Origin of the sequence: Phenylobacterium immobile (ATCC 35973), assembly GCF_001375595.1 — a bacterium.
Classification (GTDB): Bacteria; Pseudomonadota; Alphaproteobacteria; order Caulobacterales; family Caulobacteraceae; genus Phenylobacterium; species Phenylobacterium immobile.
The window spans coordinates 2068929-2085406 of the sequence record NZ_CVJQ01000001.1 but is presented as its reverse complement, the minus strand read 5'-3'; the positions used below and the strand labels follow the sequence as shown (position 1 = coordinate 2085406).

The window sequence follows — 16478 nt, the reverse complement described above, 5'->3', positions numbered from 1 at the left end:
CGCAGGCGCGCTATGTCGTGCCTCGTCGGGCTGAGCCGAACGAGGCGAATTGAGCGGGCATGGCGTCAGCATTACAAGGGCCGACAGCAGTCCATCTCCGTTTGGCGGCCGGCCGCAGGCCGATCGGGCTGCTGGTGACGGGGCCTGCGCATTCCAGCGCTAGGGCGCTGGCCGTGTCGGCGGCGCATCTGGGTGCGGCGTCGCGGCCGGGCGCCTTCGCGTCGATTTTAGCGGAGACGGTCGAATCTCTGGGACCGGCCTGGAGTGAATGGGCGCCGCTTCCCGGGGCTTGGTTCGAGTCCGAGGAGGCTGAGGCCTACGCCCGGCGGCTCGGCATCGCGCTTTCCGAAACCTTCGCCGGGGAAGGCTTGTTCGTCGTCGAGGACGTGCGTATCGCCCGGCTCGCCCCGCTTTGGCGGCGCGCCATGGCGCTCGCGGGATTCGAGCCGTGCTTCATCCTGGTGGCGGGCGACCCGGGCGAGGCGATCGCGGCGGAGGTCGCCGCCGGTCGCTCCAAGACGGCCGCGGCGCTCGCGTGGCTGCGCGCCACCCTTGACGCAGAGCGTGGCGCGCGCGCTTCGCGCCGGCTGATCCTGGCCGATCCGGCGGTTTGCGAAGACTGGCGCCGCGCCATGGCGCGCACGGCTGCCGCCTTTGGCTTCGCGTGGCCCGCCTGGAGCAACAGTGTCGAGGCGGAGGTCGATCAGGCGTTCGGGAAGGCCGCGCCGACGAAGATGCAGGCCGTTTCCCCGGACCCGGAGGACAACGTCGCGCGATGGTGCGACCGCGCCTTTGCGGCGCTAGGCGCGCTCGCTCTCCAGCCGGACGCCGCCAAGCCGGCGGAGCGTTTGGATGAAACCCTGGCGCGAGCGGATCGGCTGGCCGCCCAGATCGCTCCGCTGGTGCGGGAAGAGGTCGCGGCTGTGGAGCGCGCTCACGCTGAGATCGATCGCCGCAATCAGAAGCGCATCGGCGTCTACCGTATTCAGGCCTACGAGGCCGCTGCGGCGCTCAATGCGGCTCGCGTCACGTCGCCGTCCCCGGATAGGCCGTCCCCTTACACGCCGACGCCGCCGGAACCGGCGCCAGTCCAGGAGCAGACTCCGGCCGAGACCTTTAGCGACGAGATGGGCGGCAACCACCGCACCGCCGAGTTGCAGGCTGAGGTGGATGCGCTGCGCGGCGCCCAGATGGACGCCGGGGCGCTCCTAACCGCGCGTGATCGCGACATTGAAGATCTCAAGCGCGCGCTCGCGGCGGAGCGCGGCGCGGCCGACGCGCTAGAGGACCTGGAAGCGCGCCACGCCGAAGCCAAAGCGGCCCTGGCGCGGGCCGAGGCCGATGCTGGCCGTTGGCGAGGCGCGGCCCATCGCCTGGCGGAAGAGGTCGGCGCCAAGGTCGCCGCCGCGCTGGATGCGGCGGCGCGCCGCGAGGCTGAGGCTTCGAGCGCCCTGGCGGCCGCGTTGGCCGACGCCCATGCGCTGACCGTCGAGCGGGCGAGCCTGTCTGGCCGTGTCGCGGGCCTCGAAGCGGCTCTGGAGATGCGCCGGACGGCCGCCGCCAGGGCTGCGGAGCAAGCTGACGCCGCCGCTGAGGCGATGCGCGAGCAACTGTCCGTCGCGGGACGGGAGATCGAGACCCTGCGCGCCGAAGCCGAAGCGCGCGAGGCGACGCTGCGCGCGTGGCGCGATCAAGGGTTCTGGCGGCGCCTGGTCGGCGCTGGACCGAAGGCGCCCCGAAAGTGATGAGCGTCGGCGCCGTCACTGAGATTCGGGGAGATGAAATCCGCGGGTGGCTCGTCGAACGCTACGCCGGCGCGGTGGTCGAAGCGGTCCTCGAAGGCGACGTCGTCGCGGCGCGGGCGACGGCCGAGCCCGCCAAAGCAGGCCGCGCCGCTTTCAGTCTGAGCCTGCCCGGACACCTCGCCGCCGCCCGGATGCGCTTCATCGAGGTTCGCCTCGAGAACGGCGAGACGCTCGACGGCTCGCCGGTGCTTTGGGATGGCGGCCTATTAGCCTCGGGCGAGGCTGTCGTGACGGTGGAAGGGATCGCGGGCCTCTTGGGGCCGTCGACGGTCACCGGGTGGGCGCGCGCCTCCGATGGGCGGCCCATTGAGATCGAGGTCCTGCGCAACGGCCGGGTCGCCGCCTCCGCGGTCGCAAATCGCATGCATGAAGGCGCCCCCAGCGGTCCGCCATGCGGCTTCAGCCTCGACGTCTCCGCACTGGCCGCGATCGGTGAGGCTGAACTGGTGGTCCGTGTCGTCGGTCAGACCGAGCCCCTGCCCGGCGGCGTCCTGCGCCTGTCGCCCCCAATTACGGGGCCGGAGCAGTTTCGCGGCTACCTCGACGCGGCCCAGTATGAGTTGCTGGGCAGCCTGCCGTTCGAGCACATGGCTGTGTCCGCCGAACCCATCGACCTGCGCCTGCTACGCTTCATTCGCCGGCTGAATCATGAACGGCTGCGGCTCGACCGCGAAGACGTCCTTGCGGGTGCGTTGATCGTGCTGCCCGGCGGCGGCGAGGGGTGTCTGGCGGAACGCGCCTGGGGGCTCCAGTCCCATCCCGGCGCCGGACGGGCGCTGGTCGGCGCCGATCCCGTCGCCGTCGTCGAAGCCGCCAGCGCGAGCGCCTATGTTGTTTTCGCCCGGCCGGACGACATTCCCCACCCTTCGATGCTGGCTGCGCTCGCCCGGCAGGAACGCTTCGCTGACGTCGTGGTCTGGGATCGTTTCATCGCCGATCACGCGCGCGCCGGCAGCCCAGGATGGACACTGCGCCGCGGCGCCTTCGATGTCCCGACCCTGCGGCAGGGGGCCATGACCGACACCGCCTTCGCTGTTCGCGGCGAGCATGTGGCCAAGGCGCCGCCGGAAGTGCTGGCGAGCCTCGCCGGCGGCGACCTGCATCCGCTCACCTTCTGGCTGGCCGGGCAGGACCTTGTATGGACGCGCCGTCCGGAGGCCCTGACCAGTGCGCTTGCGCCGGCCCCGGCTGTGTCGGCCGAGTCAGCCGCCCTTTGCCAAAATCTCCTGGTCGAAGCGGGTTCCGATGCTGTCGTGGCGCCCGCCCCGGTGGGTTCGCCGGCGCCGTTCCTCGTCCTGCCGCAACGCCGGGCGCGGGTGATCAGCCTGATCCTCACCAATGCGGCGCGCGCCGCCGATGCTGAACGCAGCCTGCGCTCGGCGGCGGGTCAGAGCGTCAGCGGTCGGATCGAGATCGTGATGGTCGATCGTTCGCCCATCGCGCCGGCGTTGCTGGACATGGCGCGCGGCCTGTTCGGCGTCGCCAATGTGAGGGTCGTCCAGGCGGCGGCGGGTGAGGAAGCCCGGAATTGGGCCGACCTGGTCAACGCCGCCGTCGCGGAATCGCGTGGCGACGGTCTGATGTTCTTCGATGCTGGCGTCCGCCTGGACGACCCGCTGACGCTGGAGCAGCTGGCGCTTTGGTGTCTCGAGCCTGGCGTGTGCGCGGTCGGATGCGCCATGCGCGATGCTGCAGGTCGAGTGTCCCATGGGCTGCGGCTGTCACAATCGCACGCCTTCGCCCCGCCTTTCGAGCTCGAGATGGACGACGCCTTCGCGGGCCTGGTCCGTAGCGTGCCCGCCGCCGCGGTCCGCTTGGCCGCCGTCTCACGTGCGGTCTTCGATCGCCTCGGCGGCCTGGACGCCGCGGGCTACGGTGATCGACTGGCCTGGGCGGACCTGATGGTCAGGGCCGCGGGCGAGCGTCTCGTGCACCTTCATCTCGGCCATCTGACAGCGACGGGCGAGGCGCGGGAAGATGCTGACGGCGCGGGCCAGGCCGCGATCCTGCGCGCGCGCATCATCCTGCAAAGCGCCGCCGCTGGGCGCGGCATGGTCCCGGGCCTGCTGCGCGAACGGGTCGCGCCGGCCGAGACGGGCGTGGCGGAGCTGACGATCGAGCCTGGCCTTCTCGCCCAGGCCAACGAGGTCGGCCTACGCGCCTACCGCGCTCGCGAGCGCGGCCGCGCCGCGATGCTGGAGCTCGTCGAAGAGTTTCAGGCCCTGTTGGTCGCGGAACCCGATCACCAGCGGCTCACGGAGTGGGCGGCGCGGGCTCGCGCCGCCGCCCTCGGCGCCTGACATGAACGTCTTCTGGAAACTGCCCGACCACTGGCGCGGCCTCGGGCTTGCCGAAAGGACGGCGCTCTACCCGGCGGTGCTGGCGCAGGCGGGGCGCAACATCCGGCTGACCACCAGCGCTGACCTCGACGCGAGCGCCGGCGCGGTTCTCGTGTTGATGGCCGAGGGCGCGCTGACCGACGTCGACCTTGGCCTGATCGAGACCTTTGCGGGCCGCGTCGCCGTCCAGCCGGTGGGCGGCCTCGGCGCCGGCGACCTGGAGCGTCTGGCCCGCCTTGGCGCGCCGCTTATCGTCGCGCGGGAGGATGCTTCGTTGGCCTCGCGCTATCCAGCGCCGCTGGGCCTCTCGGTGATCGCCGCCCGCGGATTGGGCGCGAGGCGAGCGGAGGACTTGCTCGTGCGCGGCGCGCTCGGCGCGGAAGTCGACGCGATCGATGACCAGGCGCCCAGCCCGGGGGCCTTGCTGGTGGTCGGTGACGCCGATGGGCTTGCGGTCGTCGCTCCCGCCTTGGCGCGCGCGCGCGCGCGCCACCACGTCACGATCGAACTCTTCATCAGCGATCCTGAGCGCGTGGACCTCGCCGATATCGGACTCGCTGGCTTGCGCCTTGGGCCCGAGGGGGTGCTTGGCCTAGCCGCTCTCGAAACGGCGTGCGGCGTCGCCATCGCCTATGGCCGGGCGCCGCTTGGCTCGGACCGACCCGCCATCTGGGCCCGTTCCGCCCTGATGGCCGCTGCGCCGTTCACGGCCAGCTCGCATCCCTCCCTTGACGGCCTCGCAAATCTTGGCGTGATCGGCGACTGGGATCGGGGCCTGGATCGGGCGCTGGCTGGCGGTCATGAAGCACGTGCGGCGGCGATCTCCGCGGCTAGTCTGCAGGCTGAGCGACAGTCGCCGGCGCGTGTCGCCCTGTCCTGGGGCGCGGCGCTCGATCGCGCCTTTTCGGGCGGCAGGTCAAGGCCCGTCACTATGCAACCGCCCCAGCTACTCGCCTTCTTCGACCTGGCGCAGGATCTCGACGTCATGGCCCCCGTTGTGGAGGCCCTTAAGGCGCGGGGCGCGCTCAGCCTGCGGATCGCGGTCTCCGATTGGTTGCGCGCAGAATCGCCCCGCACCTTCGCCCGACTTGGCGCCGCCGGCTTCGAGGTCGAGACGATCTCTCGGGAAGCGGCGATCCGGGGCGAAGCGCCGGGTCTGGATCAGTCGGCCGGCGTGCTGGTCGCCGCCGACGCCAGCGTCGAGGCGCACAGGGCGGGGCGAGGGCTGACCGATCGCGCTATCGCGGCCGGACTGCCGGCGTTCTCGCTGCAGCATGGCTTCGAGAATATCGGCCTCACCTATCGGCAGGGCGGCGCGGCTGTAGACTTCGGGGCCGATCGCGTCTTCACCTGGGGGCCAGCGGCGGCCTTGCCGAACTGGGTGACCGCACAGACCCGCTCGGCTGTACGACCGCTCGGCGATCCGAAATCACCGGCTCTGGCGGCTGGTCGCCTGGCCTGGCCTCACGGGCCGTGGACGGCGCGCGTCGCGGTCTTCGAGAACCTGCATTGGGAGCGCTACGATGACGCCTGGCGCGCGCGCGTGCTGACCGACATAGCCGCCGCCGCCGCCGCCGCCCCAGACACGCTTTTCCTGCTGAAGCCGCACCATGCCGGCCGCTGGCTGACCCGTCATCCGCTGTCGGCGCCCCGCGGCCGCAACATCCTGCTGATCGACCCGCGCGACCCTCAGTGGGAGCCCTACACCGCCCAAGCGCTTATGGCAGACGCCGATCGGGTGGCGACGACACCGTCGACGGTGGCGGTGGACGCCGCGCGGGCGGGCAGGCCCGTGGCCTTGTTCGGCTACGGCCTTGATCTCTCGGCCTACGCCCCGCTCCCGGTTCTTCAGTCAGCTGAAGACTTTCTTCGCTTCCTGGGGGCGCCGGAGGCGAAGTTGCTTCGGACCAATGAGGCCTTCCTCGCGCGCGCCTTCCTGCCGGGCCCCGCGGCGCACCGGATCGCTGCGGCTATTGAGACGCGGCTGGCCGAGCAACGGGCGAATGCGCCGGCGAGAAGGCCAATGTCATCGCTGAAGGAGTCTGTTAATTGAGCCGGGAAGGCGGCGCGGCTGCGGGGAGAGCGGGCGCGGTGATCGGGGGCTTGATGGCCGAGGCGAGAGGCGAGGATGACGCGGCGACGATCCGTCCACGGCCGGAAATCCGGCGTCTGACGCCGACTGCGGCCGAGTGCGTCGTCAGCGGCGCGCCAGCCGATTTCGCGGGCCCCATCGAGATTTGGCTCGATGGCGCGCCCTTGTCCTCAGACCAGATGTCTTTCGAACGGGTGGCCGCCGGCCGCGCCGCCAGCTTCATCCTGCGCACGCCGGGCCGCAGCCCTCTGGAATTGGCCCGTCATGGCGCCGTCGTTCGTGCGGCGGGCGTGGAGGCCGTGTTCCCGCCTTTGCAGGGATGGCTCGAGGCTAAGGGCGACGAATGCACGGTCGGGTTCGGCCCGGTCGTCGTGCTGCCCAACGGCTATGGACTGACGATCATCCTGCAGGATCCGGCAGGGCCGGAGATTGCGCGGCTGACCGCGGCGGTTCGGGACGGCGCGGCGCGCTTCAACCTGCCGCCGGGAGTCGCCGCAACAGACGTCGCCGCAGCCGTCTTGACGGCGGATGGCGTGGTCCTGGCCGAGAATCTGCGGGTTCGTCACACCGAAGGCGCGCGGTTGAGCGTCAACAGCGACTTCGCCCACTGGACCGCCGAGGGTCCCGCCGGCTGGACGCTGCTCGCCGCCGAGATCCGGCGCGGCGCCTACGCATTCGCGCCAGAGGTGCGGGATCGCCGCGGCCTCTCCGGCGCGACCCTGTCGGTGCGGGTCGACCATGAGGCTTTCACCCCAATCCTTGAGCAGCGGGTCGCCACGCCGCGCCGGGAAGGCGAGGCGGAGGCGCTGGCGCTCGGCCTGTTCGGCCGCGCCTCACGGCTGGTCGAGGTCGAACTCGCTCTGCTGGACGGCGAGACCGTCGTGGCGGCGACCCGTTCGGTCTGCGACGCCGACTGGGGTTTCCGGCAGGGCGTCGCGCCGCTCTCCGGCGCCGCGGGTCCGACCCTGACCTTCCGCGTCTCCGCTCGGGCGCTGACGGGCCAGCCCGGCTATCTTGAGTTAGCCGGCGTCGCCTGCGGCGACGATGGCGAGGGCCGGTTCGAGCAGATGATGTCGCGGGGCCTGGCGCCTGGGTTCAACCTGCTGGTGAATGGCGATTTGCAGCACTGGCCCAATGGCATCTCGGGCCGCGAAGCGCGCACCCATTTTGAAACCGCCGAAGGCTGGTGGTTCTACAAACACAAGACCGACGTCCCGGCGTATTTCGCCGCCGTTCCAGCGCCTGACCCCTCAGTCCGCGTCCCCGAATGGGGACTGTCGATCTCCGCGCCGGCCACCCCCGAGGGTTGTCGGCTGGAGATCAAGCTGCAGCCTGTTCGCCTGGAAGGTCGCTTCCAGGTCACCTTCACTGCGCGGGCTGGCGACGTCGGCGAATCGCCCGGCGACCACCACCTGCTGGATCGGCAATGGCTGCTCGTCGGCCAGGTCCTGCTGTTTCGGCGGACGCTGCGCCGCGTCGGTCAGGAGGTTCGCGAATTCGAGACGCCGGTGGTGGTGATCGCCCGCCAGGTTCTTCTTTCGCGTCAGTGGCGGACCCAGACCTTTGGCTTTGTCGTCGAGCCGGACATGCTCCACGTCGACGACAGCGAACATCTGTCCAGCGAATATTTCCTCGGCTTCGCCGTGCGTCAGTCGCTGGCCATGCAGATTCGAGGCGTGCGGTTGGAGAGCGCTGAGCGCGCGCCGGAAGCGCCGCCGCCGCCGGTCCAGCTCGAGGACAGTCGCATCCTCGCCCAGGTGGGGCTGATCCGCGGCGTTGAGGCCTGGTTGACGCCTGTCGCCTTGAAGGCCGAGCCCGAGACCGGCGCCATCGCCGCGGCGCGCATGCCGACGCCGCGTTGGACTTGGCCGGAGCTTAAGGGCAGCGTCGAAGTCGCCGTCTGCGTGCACAACGCCACCGAGGAGGTTCTCGCCTGCCTGGATTCGCTCGCGCGGCGCACGACGGTGCCGCACACCGTGCGGATCGTCGACGACGGCTCCGATGAGGACTGCCGCGTCCGCATCGAGGCCTTCATCGACGACAAGCCGTGGATGCGGCTGACCCGTAACCTTAAGAACCTGGGCTACACCGCCAGCGCCAATCGCGCGGTCCTGGGTTCATCCGCAGACTGGGTCGTGCTGCTGAACAGCGACACGCTGGTTAGCGACGGGTGGCTCAAAGGTCTGCTCGATGTCGCCGCGGCCGATCCGCGGATCGCGCTCGTCGGGCCAGTGTCCAATGCGGCGACCTATCAGTCGGTGCCGGAGCTCTACGACGGGGCGGGCCGCTGGATGGTCAATCGCCTGCCGCAGGGCTGGACCGTGCAGGACATGGCCGACGCGGTCCGGGACGTTTCTCTGCACGCCTTTCCCGACACGCCCCTCCTCAACGGGTTCTGCACTTTGATCCGCCGCAGCGTCTTCGAGGAGATCGGCGGCTTCGACGAGGCCGCCTTCCCCGAGGGCTACGGCGAGGAGAACGACATGTGCCTGCGCGCCGCCAAGGCTGGCTATCGTCTCTGCGTCGCCGACCACGTCTACGTCCACCACGTCAAATCCGCGAGCTTTGGCCAAGGTCGTCGCGCCGAACTGACGGCGGCCGGCGACCGCGCGCTTCGGGCCATGCACCCGGAGGTCGACTTCCGCGCCATCGGGAGGCAATTCCTGGAGACCCCCGCCATGGCGCAGCTGCGCGATGCGCTGCGCCGACGCTTGAAGGCGACCTCCTGATGCGCGTGCTCTTCGTTCTTCCCGGCGCCGGCGGCGGCGGCGGCGCGCACTCGGTGGTGCAGGAGGCCCATGGCCTGCATCGCCTGGGCGCGCAGGTTGGCATCTGCACGACGGCGGCGACCCTCGATCCGTTTCTGACGACCTATCCCGAAATGCTGGATGGTCCGGTGGCTCTGCATCCTTTTCAGAGCGCTGACGAGGTCGCCGACGCCGCTAGGGGCTATGACCTGACCGTCGCGACGACCTGGCGCTCGGCCCATCTTGTCGCCCAGGTTCAGGGTCGCTTGGGATCGGCCGCGCCGCGGGCGGGCTACTACATCCAGGACTACGAGCCCCTGTTCAACATTCCGCATACGCCGGAGTGGGACGAGTCGCGGGCCTCCTACACGGTGATCCCGGATGCCCAGTTGTTCGCCAAGACGCGCTTCCTGTGCGACATCGTCAGCGCCAACCACCACCGGCCCGTGGCCAAGGTCACGCCCAGCATCGACCACGACACCTACCATCCCGGCCCCCGCGGCGTTGAGGGTTCACGGGTGACAATCAGCGCGATGCTGCGGCCGTTGACGCCGCGCCGCGCGCCGCACCGCACCGCCCGAATTCTGGAAATGCTCGTTCAGGCTTTCCCGGATCAAGTCGAGGTTGTGGTGTTCGGCTGCGCCCAGTCGGATCTGGACGAGGCCGGCGTCCGCCTGTCGCCGTCGATCGACAATCGTGGCCCTTTGAGCCGCGCCGGCGTTGCAGAGGTGCTGCGCCAGTCGGACATGTTCCTGGACCTGTCGGACTTTCAGGCCTTCGGACGTACGGGGCTGGAGGGTATGGCCTGCGGATGTGTGCCGCTGGTGCCGCTGCTGGGTGGCTCGGACGAATATCTGCGCCATTGGATCAACGGCTTCCGCGTCGATACGCGCAGCGACGCGGAGATCATGGCGGCGGTCGCCGCCTACGTCGGCCTGCGCCCCTCGGCGCGCGAGCGGATGCGCCGCGCGGCCATCGCCACCGCGCTCGACTACACGATCGACAAGGCCGCCTATTCGGAATTCGAACTCTTCAGCGAGATCCTGGCTTGACCGTCCTGCGCATGTCGGTTGCGCAGCGCGGAAACTTCCAGCCCGCGCGGCGGACTTGACGATGGATTTATTCCGTCGATCCCGCGATGTTCGGCCGATGTCCGCCGACTCCGCCCTGTCGATCGCGCCGCCGGCGAACGCCGCCCTCGACCTGCCAGCGCTGCCTCAGGCTCAGCCGAACCGATTCCGGCGGCTGATGCTCAATTTCGGCCCGGACAAGTTGCGCGCCGCCGCCGCGGCGGGGCGTGGCGACCAGGCGCGCGATCGTCGGGACTGGCGCAGCGCGGCCTATGCCTATGCCGAGGCTCTGTCGATCAATCCGCAACTGACCCACATCTGGGTGCAGTTCGGCCACGCCCTGAAGGAGGCCGGTGATCCTGGCGCGGCGGAAGGCGCTTACCGCGTCGCCGCCGGGCAGGAGCCGACCAACGCCGACACCTATCTCAATCTGGGTCACGCGCTGAAGCTGCAGGGCCGTATGACCGACGCGGCGCTCGCCTACATGCGCGCCCTCGACATCGAGGGGTTGGCGCGGGACAGCACCCGCGAACTGGCGGGGCTGGTTCATCACGATCATCGCTTCTCGCTGGAGGCTCTGGCCGAGGCTCTGGGCGCCGGGCCCGCCGATGCGACGCCGGTCGTCCTGCACGTCACCCGCCTTGTCGAGGCGCTATTGACTGGCGCGCCCTCACCGGTGGACCTCGCCTGCATGGCCCTGGTCGTCGACGTGGTCGAAAGCAGCGAAGACGTGTTGCTGTGCGGCGGCCGCCATGCGTCCCCAGGCTTGCGTCGTTTGCCGGCCAGCCTGCTGGTCGAAGCTTTCCGCGCCGCCCTGGCCGGCCGCGCTGGCGAGCCGCCGGCGACCGACCTGCTGACCCTGCTCAACCTGCTCTCCGCTGCTGGGGCGCCGTGCGCCTTCGCCGACGGGGCGGTGATCGTCGATTTCGCTGGCCACGACACGGCCGGCGCATTTGATCTGGAGTTGCGGGCGCTGCGCCGGGCCCGGTCGATTCGCACCCTGGTCTACCTGCCGGCCGCCGCTGAGGTCGCCGGCGACGACGCGATCGGTCGCGAGCTCTTCGCCGCGATGCCGCAAACCCTTGCGGTCTTGGTGGATCATGAGGCCGACGCTGCGGCGATGCTGCGTTGGGCTGAGGCCCGCGACCTCAACCTGCGCCGCGAGGCGCTGTTCGTCCTCGGCGCGGATGGCGCGCGGCGGGCCGCCGCCATCGGCGAGATCGCCCGGCGATTCGCCGGCGGCGATGCGTCGCCGCCGAGCCTGCTGGTCCAGACGGACGTTTACTACGGCCTGGGTGTTGACCCCGAAGCCGAGACATCGGCGGCCGACGCCCTGGCGCGCTGCGGCGAGGGCTGGTGGTGGCCCGACCACTGGGGTTGCTGGACCCGGGCGGGCGGCGCCAGCCTGCTGATCGACCCGATCGTCGAGGCGGGCCCTCATGAATTGCTGATCGGCCTGCGCTCCTCGCTGGAGGGACCGTGCAACTTCACCATCGCCGTCGACGCGCTCGCATCCGACCAGGGCGTTCTGGCGGCGGCCCACACCGATTGGCGCGCCATTGAGGTGACCCTCGAAGGGGGGCCTGTCCGGCTGCAGATCACCTGCCCGGAAACGCACAACCAGGGCCCAGGGGGCGCCCAGGCCGCCATCGGCGTGATCGGCTTCGCCCTGCGCGCGCGTTCGCCTAAGGTCGCCGCGCAGGTGAATGGCGACGCCCCGACATAAATACGCAATGTACCGGCCTAAGAAGCGCTCAGGTCCGGCGCCGCTACGAACATCGAGAACAGGAACCCGCCCGTGAAGGTCAATATCGACGTCGATGAGAAGTACATCCATCGCTTTGACGGCTGGTTCGAAGCGGAATCGCAGATCGCTGACCTCGGCTGGACGATCGGCCGCAATCTTGAAGGCGCGGACGTTCAGATCGTGCAGAGCCAAGTGGTCACCGACCGCCGTTCGCCGCAGTCGATCGATTCGCCGACCATCATCTATGAGCGCAACGCCAGCGGCAGCATCCCGGCGAAGAACCGGCCCCTGCTGAAGAACCCGCACGTGATCGGCTACGCGAAGGAAACCGGCCTGCGCGACAAGGCGCTCTACAATGCGCCCACCCTCTTGGATCGCTATCACCACACGCTGCTGTCGGATGAGCCGGCGACACCGGTGCGCGTGGTGTTCAGCGAGGAGGAGCTCGATAAGATCGAGGTGATCCTGCAGATCTTCGCCCACAAGGACCGCTACACCCGCGTGCGCGGCCGCAAGACACCGAAGGTGCGCCATCGCACGGCGGACGTCTTCTTCTCCGGCGTCGTCAACTACGACGTCGATCTGATCACCAGGCACCGCGAGGACGCCTGCCGGATTCTCGCCGGCATGACCAAGCACAACGTCCTGCTGGGGATCGGCCGTTCGCTAGGGCCCGACACCTACGCCGCGGCGCTGGGCGACTCCAAGATCCTGGTCTCGCCCTATGGCTACGGCGAATATTCCTGGAAGGACTTCGAGGCGGTCTTCGCCGGCTGCGTCGTCATCAAGGCCGAGAGCGGCTTCGTCCAGACCCACGGCTTCGACATCTTCAAGCCTGGCGCCCACGTCGTCGCCTGCGCCCCGGACTTCAGCGACCTGGAGCAGGTGATCGACAAGGTCCTGTCCGACGTCAACGAGGCCGCCGTCTTCGCCGGCGCGGCCCGCGCCGGCCTTGAGGCCGCCGCAAACGAGCGCGAACAAAGAGCCCAGGACATCGTTGATTTCCTGAACCGCAGCATGGCCCGCATCAAGTAGGACGAGACGACCGACATGGCCCTTAGCCGCAGGACGCTTCTCGCAAGACTGGCCGTTCTCGGCGGCCTGGGCCCTGCCGGCCTCGCGGCGGCGCAAGGCGCCAAGCCGATCAACCTGGCCGATTACGGCGGCGGCCGCGGCGATCCAGTGGTCGACACGCAGGCCGTCCGCCGATGCATTGCCGACGCCGCCAAGGCCGGTGTCCCGTGGATCGTGCCTAAGGGAACCTGGGCGCTTAGCCCCGATCCCGCCGACGCGGGCAAGCCCTTCAGCTTCCACGGGCCGGAATTCCCGATCATCCCCTGCATCACGCTCGCAGGCCCGACCCACTGCATCGGCATGGGCGGTCGCTTCGTCATGTCGCTGCGCAAGGACTATCCCAAGCCGATCCCCAAGGGTGCGCGGATGGTCATGTTCGCCACGCGCCAGACGCTCACGCCGCTGGGGCAAGGGGTGCGCAACATCGTCTTCGAAAACGCGATCTTCGACTTCGACCAGCGCTTCAGCTCGACCGCGCAGAGTCCTTACGGCTTCGAGCTGAACGGCGTCGATGGCGTGAGCTTCCTGAAGTGCGCTTTCAAGAACTCCGCCCTGGAGGGCACGACCGGCCGGCGCGGCTGGGGCCTGAGCCTGCTGAACTGCCGCAACCTCAAGATCAACGGCAACCGCTTCACCGATATCGCCCAGGGCATGAACGCCCGCTACGTCACCGATATCGAGCTCAACGACAATGTCGGGCGCAACATGGCCGAGTTGTTCGACTTCGATGGCGTCGTTAGCCGCATGGTCAGTCGGCGCAACACCTTCATCGTGCGGCCGGATACTTCCGCGGAAATGTACGACCTGTCGTCGGCCCGCGATGTGATTATCTCCGACGTCCGCTGCGAGGGCGCGGCCGCGGTCATCTCGATCTACGACAAGCCGACAACGCCGCCGACCTATGCCGGGTACCACGTCGGCCGCAAGCCGCCGATCCCGCCAGACTACACGACGTCCGACAACATCCTCGTCGAGCGCCTGACTGCGAAAGATTGCTACGGCGGCATGGCCATCCGCGTCGGTATCGGTCGCCACCGCACCGGCACGCCGGGCTATGACACCACCGGCCGGCCTTCGCCGAAGCGCGTGGTCTTCCGCGACGTGACGCTCACCAACTCGGGCCCGATCCGCATCGACGAGGGCCAGGTCGCCTTCCAGAACCTGACCATGACCGGCGGGCCAAAGCCGAAGTTCAGCCGCGCCATGTTCATCGCCGAGAAGAACCGCACCACAGCGCAGATCGACCAGGACGCCACACTCGAGCTCACCCTCGACAATGTCCGCATTACGGGGGCGCCGACCGAGGCGATCCTCATCCGCCGCGCTCGCCTGTTAAGGCTGCGCAATGTCAGCGCCGACACCGCGCCGGGCGAAACCGTGCAGGGCTGGCGAGAGCATCCGTCAGGCCTGGTTTACGCCTTGCCGACGCCGGCTGGGGCGGCCAAGAAGTAACCGGGATGCTTCGCGGCCGGGATTGACGACGATGAACGTGGCTCTGGTGTTCTTTGGTCTGGCGCGCGTGATGCCCAGCACCGTCGCGTCAATCTACCAGAACGTCGTCGAACCTCTGCGCGCGGACGGCCATGCGATTCAGGGCTTCGCCGCCATGAACCTCGTCGAGGCGATCTGGAACCCGCGATCCGGCGAGTTCGGCGTCAAGCTTAACAGCGGCCCTTCGCTGGACCTGCCCTGCGATGTGTTCGCCTATCGCAAACAGAAGTCAGACCTGATCGAGCCCTACCTGACCTTCGCCAAGGCGCGGAAGGACATGTACGAGGACGACTTCAAGTCGGTCAGCAACATCCTCTACCAGCTGGTCAGCCTGCGGGCGGCCTGGAGCCTGCTGGAGGCTTCCGGAAAGACCTTTGATCGCTACGTCTTCCTGCGGCCTGACCTGCGGTGGCTCAATCCGCTGGTCCCGGCTGAACTCTTCCCAGTGATGGATGAGAAGTCCGCCGCCATCCCCGCCTGGCACGGCTACGGCGGCTTCAACGACCGCATCGCCGTCTGTGGCCACATCGCCGCCAAAGCCTACGGCGAGCGGGTCGACCTGGTGGAGGAATACACGCGCAAGGCGCCGCTCCACCCGGAGCGACTGGTGGCCTATGCGCTCAGCAAGGTTGAAGGCGAGATCTGCAACCTGCCGATCCGCGGCGTCCGCGTTCGCTCAGAGACCGAGGAGCGTCGGGAGAACTTCGAAAAGAGCGTTCTCGACCTTCGCGCCAGACCTGAACCCTTCGCCTTCCACCGTCGGGAGGGCGTGACCTTCCCGGCGCGGGCAATGGCCGTTCCCTAAGTCCGCGTCAGCTGGGCGCGGACACCGTTGAATTTGTCCGCCCTTGCCGGGAAACGCGCGGCGCCGGCCTCGCAAAGCTCCAGGACATCCTGGTCGAGATTCTTGCCCATCAAGGCCCCGATCAGCCGCAGGGTGGGGCCCTCAGCCTGCAGGAAGACGTCGCGGAACTCGCGCACCGCGCTGGCGGCGTGTTTGCGGTCGGCGTCCTTCACGCAATCGGCCAGCAGGTTCAGGGACTCGCGATCCGCCACACCGGCGCGAACCAGGGCGGATGCGCGCTTTAGCGCGCCGGCCGCATCCCCGGCCTGATGTAAGGCTGCGGCGTGCAGGCGGTCATGGGTCGCCTTGGCGTCAGAGTCTGTCGGCTTCCAGCGTTCAAGGATCGGGACGGCGTCGAGCGCGCGGCCATCGGCCATCAGGCTCTCGGCGCGTTGCTGCAGAAGGCGCTCATGCTCCAGGCGCATCGCCGAGGGCGGCGCGGTCATCAGGAGGTCCACCGCGCGGGCGCCGAACCGGTCCGCCAGTTTGACCTTGCCGTTCCGAGCGAGCGCGCGGGACGCGCCGGCGTAGATCAGCGGCGAGGTTCGGCGGCCGGCGCGCAGCAGGGCCTTGAACCGCGTCTCGCTCAGGGCGCCGGTCAGGGCCTCCAGAGTCGCCGTCTGCAGAACCCCGGCCTCCAACAGCACACGGGAGACAGCGTGTTCGGCGAAGGCCGCGCGCATGTGGCGAACGGGACGCAGCGCCGCGATCATGTCCACGTGGCGCTGGTCGGTCTCGAAGCCGGGATCGGAGAAGACATAGATCTCGCCGGGACCCACGCGATCGTCAAACCGATCCTCGGCGAAGGACAGGCCGCGGGTGTCCTTGAGCCATCGATCATCCCAGCCGGTCTTCGCCGGATCGACGGAGAACTGCGGCGTATCGACCACGCTGCGCACAGCCTTCAGCCGGCCAGACGCGATCAGCGCCCCATAGCCACCCATGCTGGAACCGTAGGTGACGATCGATTGATAGCCCTGCCGTTCCGCGACATTGGCGACAATATCGAGGGCGGGTTCGAGCTCCTCAGTCTGCCACCAGTGGTTCTGCTTGGCGATGAAATGGACGCAGGCCACGCCGTTCTTGCGGAAGAATTCCTGGGCCGCACCGGAACGGGCGGGCGGCGCCGGCTCGCGGCCACTGAAGGTGACAACCAGAACGTCCTTGCGATCCGCTCCCAACAGCGTCGCACTCAGATGGGCCCCGTCGATCAGGATCATGCTGTTCCGGTAAGCCAGCCGCGAGGGCCGTGCAACAAGGTTAGGCGAT

10 protein-coding genes are annotated in these 16478 nt (G+C 69.1%); 9 read left to right on the top strand and 1 reads right to left on the bottom strand.

The genetic code is table 11. From position 1 onward, the window contains the following. Positions 1 to 173: 173 nt before the first annotated feature. The 9 genes from BN1313_RS10245 to BN1313_RS10205 all read left to right on the top strand — a co-directional run bounded on the left by BN1313_RS10245 (position 174) and on the right by BN1313_RS10205 (position 15170). Positions 174 to 1745, top strand: coding sequence for a hypothetical protein (locus BN1313_RS10245; RefSeq protein ID WP_091739969.1), 1572 nt, complete (start codon positions 174 to 176; stop codon positions 1743 to 1745). Continuing rightward, positions 1745 to 4105 carry a hypothetical protein gene (locus tag BN1313_RS10240; RefSeq protein ID WP_091739966.1) on the top strand — a complete coding sequence of 787 codons (2361 nt, stop codon included), beginning with the start codon at positions 1745 to 1747 and terminating at the stop codon, positions 4103 to 4105. The genes BN1313_RS10245 and BN1313_RS10240 overlap by 1 nt, the downstream gene beginning before the upstream one ends. A 1-nt stretch (position 4106) precedes the next feature. Further along, complete coding sequence (locus BN1313_RS10235) at positions 4107 to 6197, top strand: hypothetical protein (protein WP_091739964.1); 2091 nt, start codon at positions 4107 to 4109, stop codon at positions 6195 to 6197. Beyond that, positions 6194 to 8965 (top strand): glycosyltransferase family 2 protein, encoded by a 2772-nt coding sequence (locus BN1313_RS10230; RefSeq protein WP_141653117.1) that lies wholly within the window; start codon positions 6194 to 6196, stop codon positions 8963 to 8965. Before BN1313_RS10235 ends, BN1313_RS10230 begins: the two co-directional genes overlap by 4 nt. Next, positions 8965 to 10035 carry a glycosyltransferase family 4 protein gene (locus BN1313_RS10225; RefSeq protein WP_091739958.1) on the top strand — a complete coding sequence of 357 codons (1071 nt, stop codon included), beginning with the start codon at positions 8965 to 8967 and terminating at the stop codon, positions 10033 to 10035. Before BN1313_RS10230 ends, BN1313_RS10225 begins: the two co-directional genes overlap by 1 nt. Before the next feature lie 97 nt (positions 10036 to 10132). After that, complete coding sequence (locus tag BN1313_RS10220; protein ID WP_091739955.1) at positions 10133 to 11779, top strand: hypothetical protein; 1647 nt, start codon at positions 10133 to 10135, stop codon at positions 11777 to 11779. 72 nt (positions 11780 to 11851) lie between these two features. Then, positions 11852 to 12835 (top strand): hypothetical protein, encoded by a 984-nt coding sequence (locus BN1313_RS10215; RefSeq protein ID WP_091739951.1) that lies wholly within the window; start codon positions 11852 to 11854, stop codon positions 12833 to 12835. 15 nt (positions 12836 to 12850) lie between these two features. Next, positions 12851 to 14326 (top strand): right-handed parallel beta-helix repeat-containing protein, encoded by a 1476-nt coding sequence (locus tag BN1313_RS10210; RefSeq protein ID WP_091739948.1) that lies wholly within the window; start codon positions 12851 to 12853, stop codon positions 14324 to 14326. A 31-nt stretch (positions 14327 to 14357) separates the two neighbouring features. Then, positions 14358 to 15170, top strand: coding sequence for a hypothetical protein (locus BN1313_RS10205; protein ID WP_091739945.1), 813 nt, complete (start codon positions 14358 to 14360; stop codon positions 15168 to 15170). On the opposite strand, the gene BN1313_RS10200 is transcribed toward BN1313_RS10205, so the two are convergent. Next, positions 15167 to 16429 (bottom strand): hypothetical protein, encoded by a 1263-nt coding sequence (locus tag BN1313_RS10200; RefSeq protein WP_091739943.1) that lies wholly within the window; start codon positions 16427 to 16429, stop codon positions 15167 to 15169. The two genes, BN1313_RS10205 and BN1313_RS10200, sit on opposite strands and share 4 nt — an antisense overlap. Positions 16430 to 16478 lie beyond the last annotated feature (49 nt).

Bases quoted from the DNA above. Each gene is read 5' to 3' on its own strand.
- BN1313_RS10240 (WP_091739966.1), top strand. From the start codon at position 1,745: ATGAGCGTCGGCGCCGTCACTGAGATTCGGGGAGATGAAATCCGCGGG.
- BN1313_RS10205 (WP_091739945.1), top strand. From the start codon at position 14,358: ATGAACGTGGCTCTGGTGTTCTTTGGTCTGGCGCGCGTGATGCCCAGC.
- BN1313_RS10220 (WP_091739955.1), top strand. From the start codon at position 10,133: ATGTCCGCCGACTCCGCCCTGTCGATCGCGCCGCCGGCGAACGCCGCC.
- BN1313_RS10200 (WP_091739943.1), bottom strand. From the start codon at position 16,429: ATGATCCTGATCGACGGGGCCCATCTGAGTGCGACGCTGTTGGGAGCG.
- BN1313_RS10210 (WP_091739948.1), top strand. From the start codon at position 12,851: ATGGCCCTTAGCCGCAGGACGCTTCTCGCAAGACTGGCCGTTCTCGGC.
- BN1313_RS10225 (WP_091739958.1), top strand. From the start codon at position 8,965: ATGCGCGTGCTCTTCGTTCTTCCCGGCGCCGGCGGCGGCGGCGGCGCG.
- BN1313_RS10235 (WP_091739964.1), top strand. From the start codon at position 4,107: ATGAACGTCTTCTGGAAACTGCCCGACCACTGGCGCGGCCTCGGGCTT.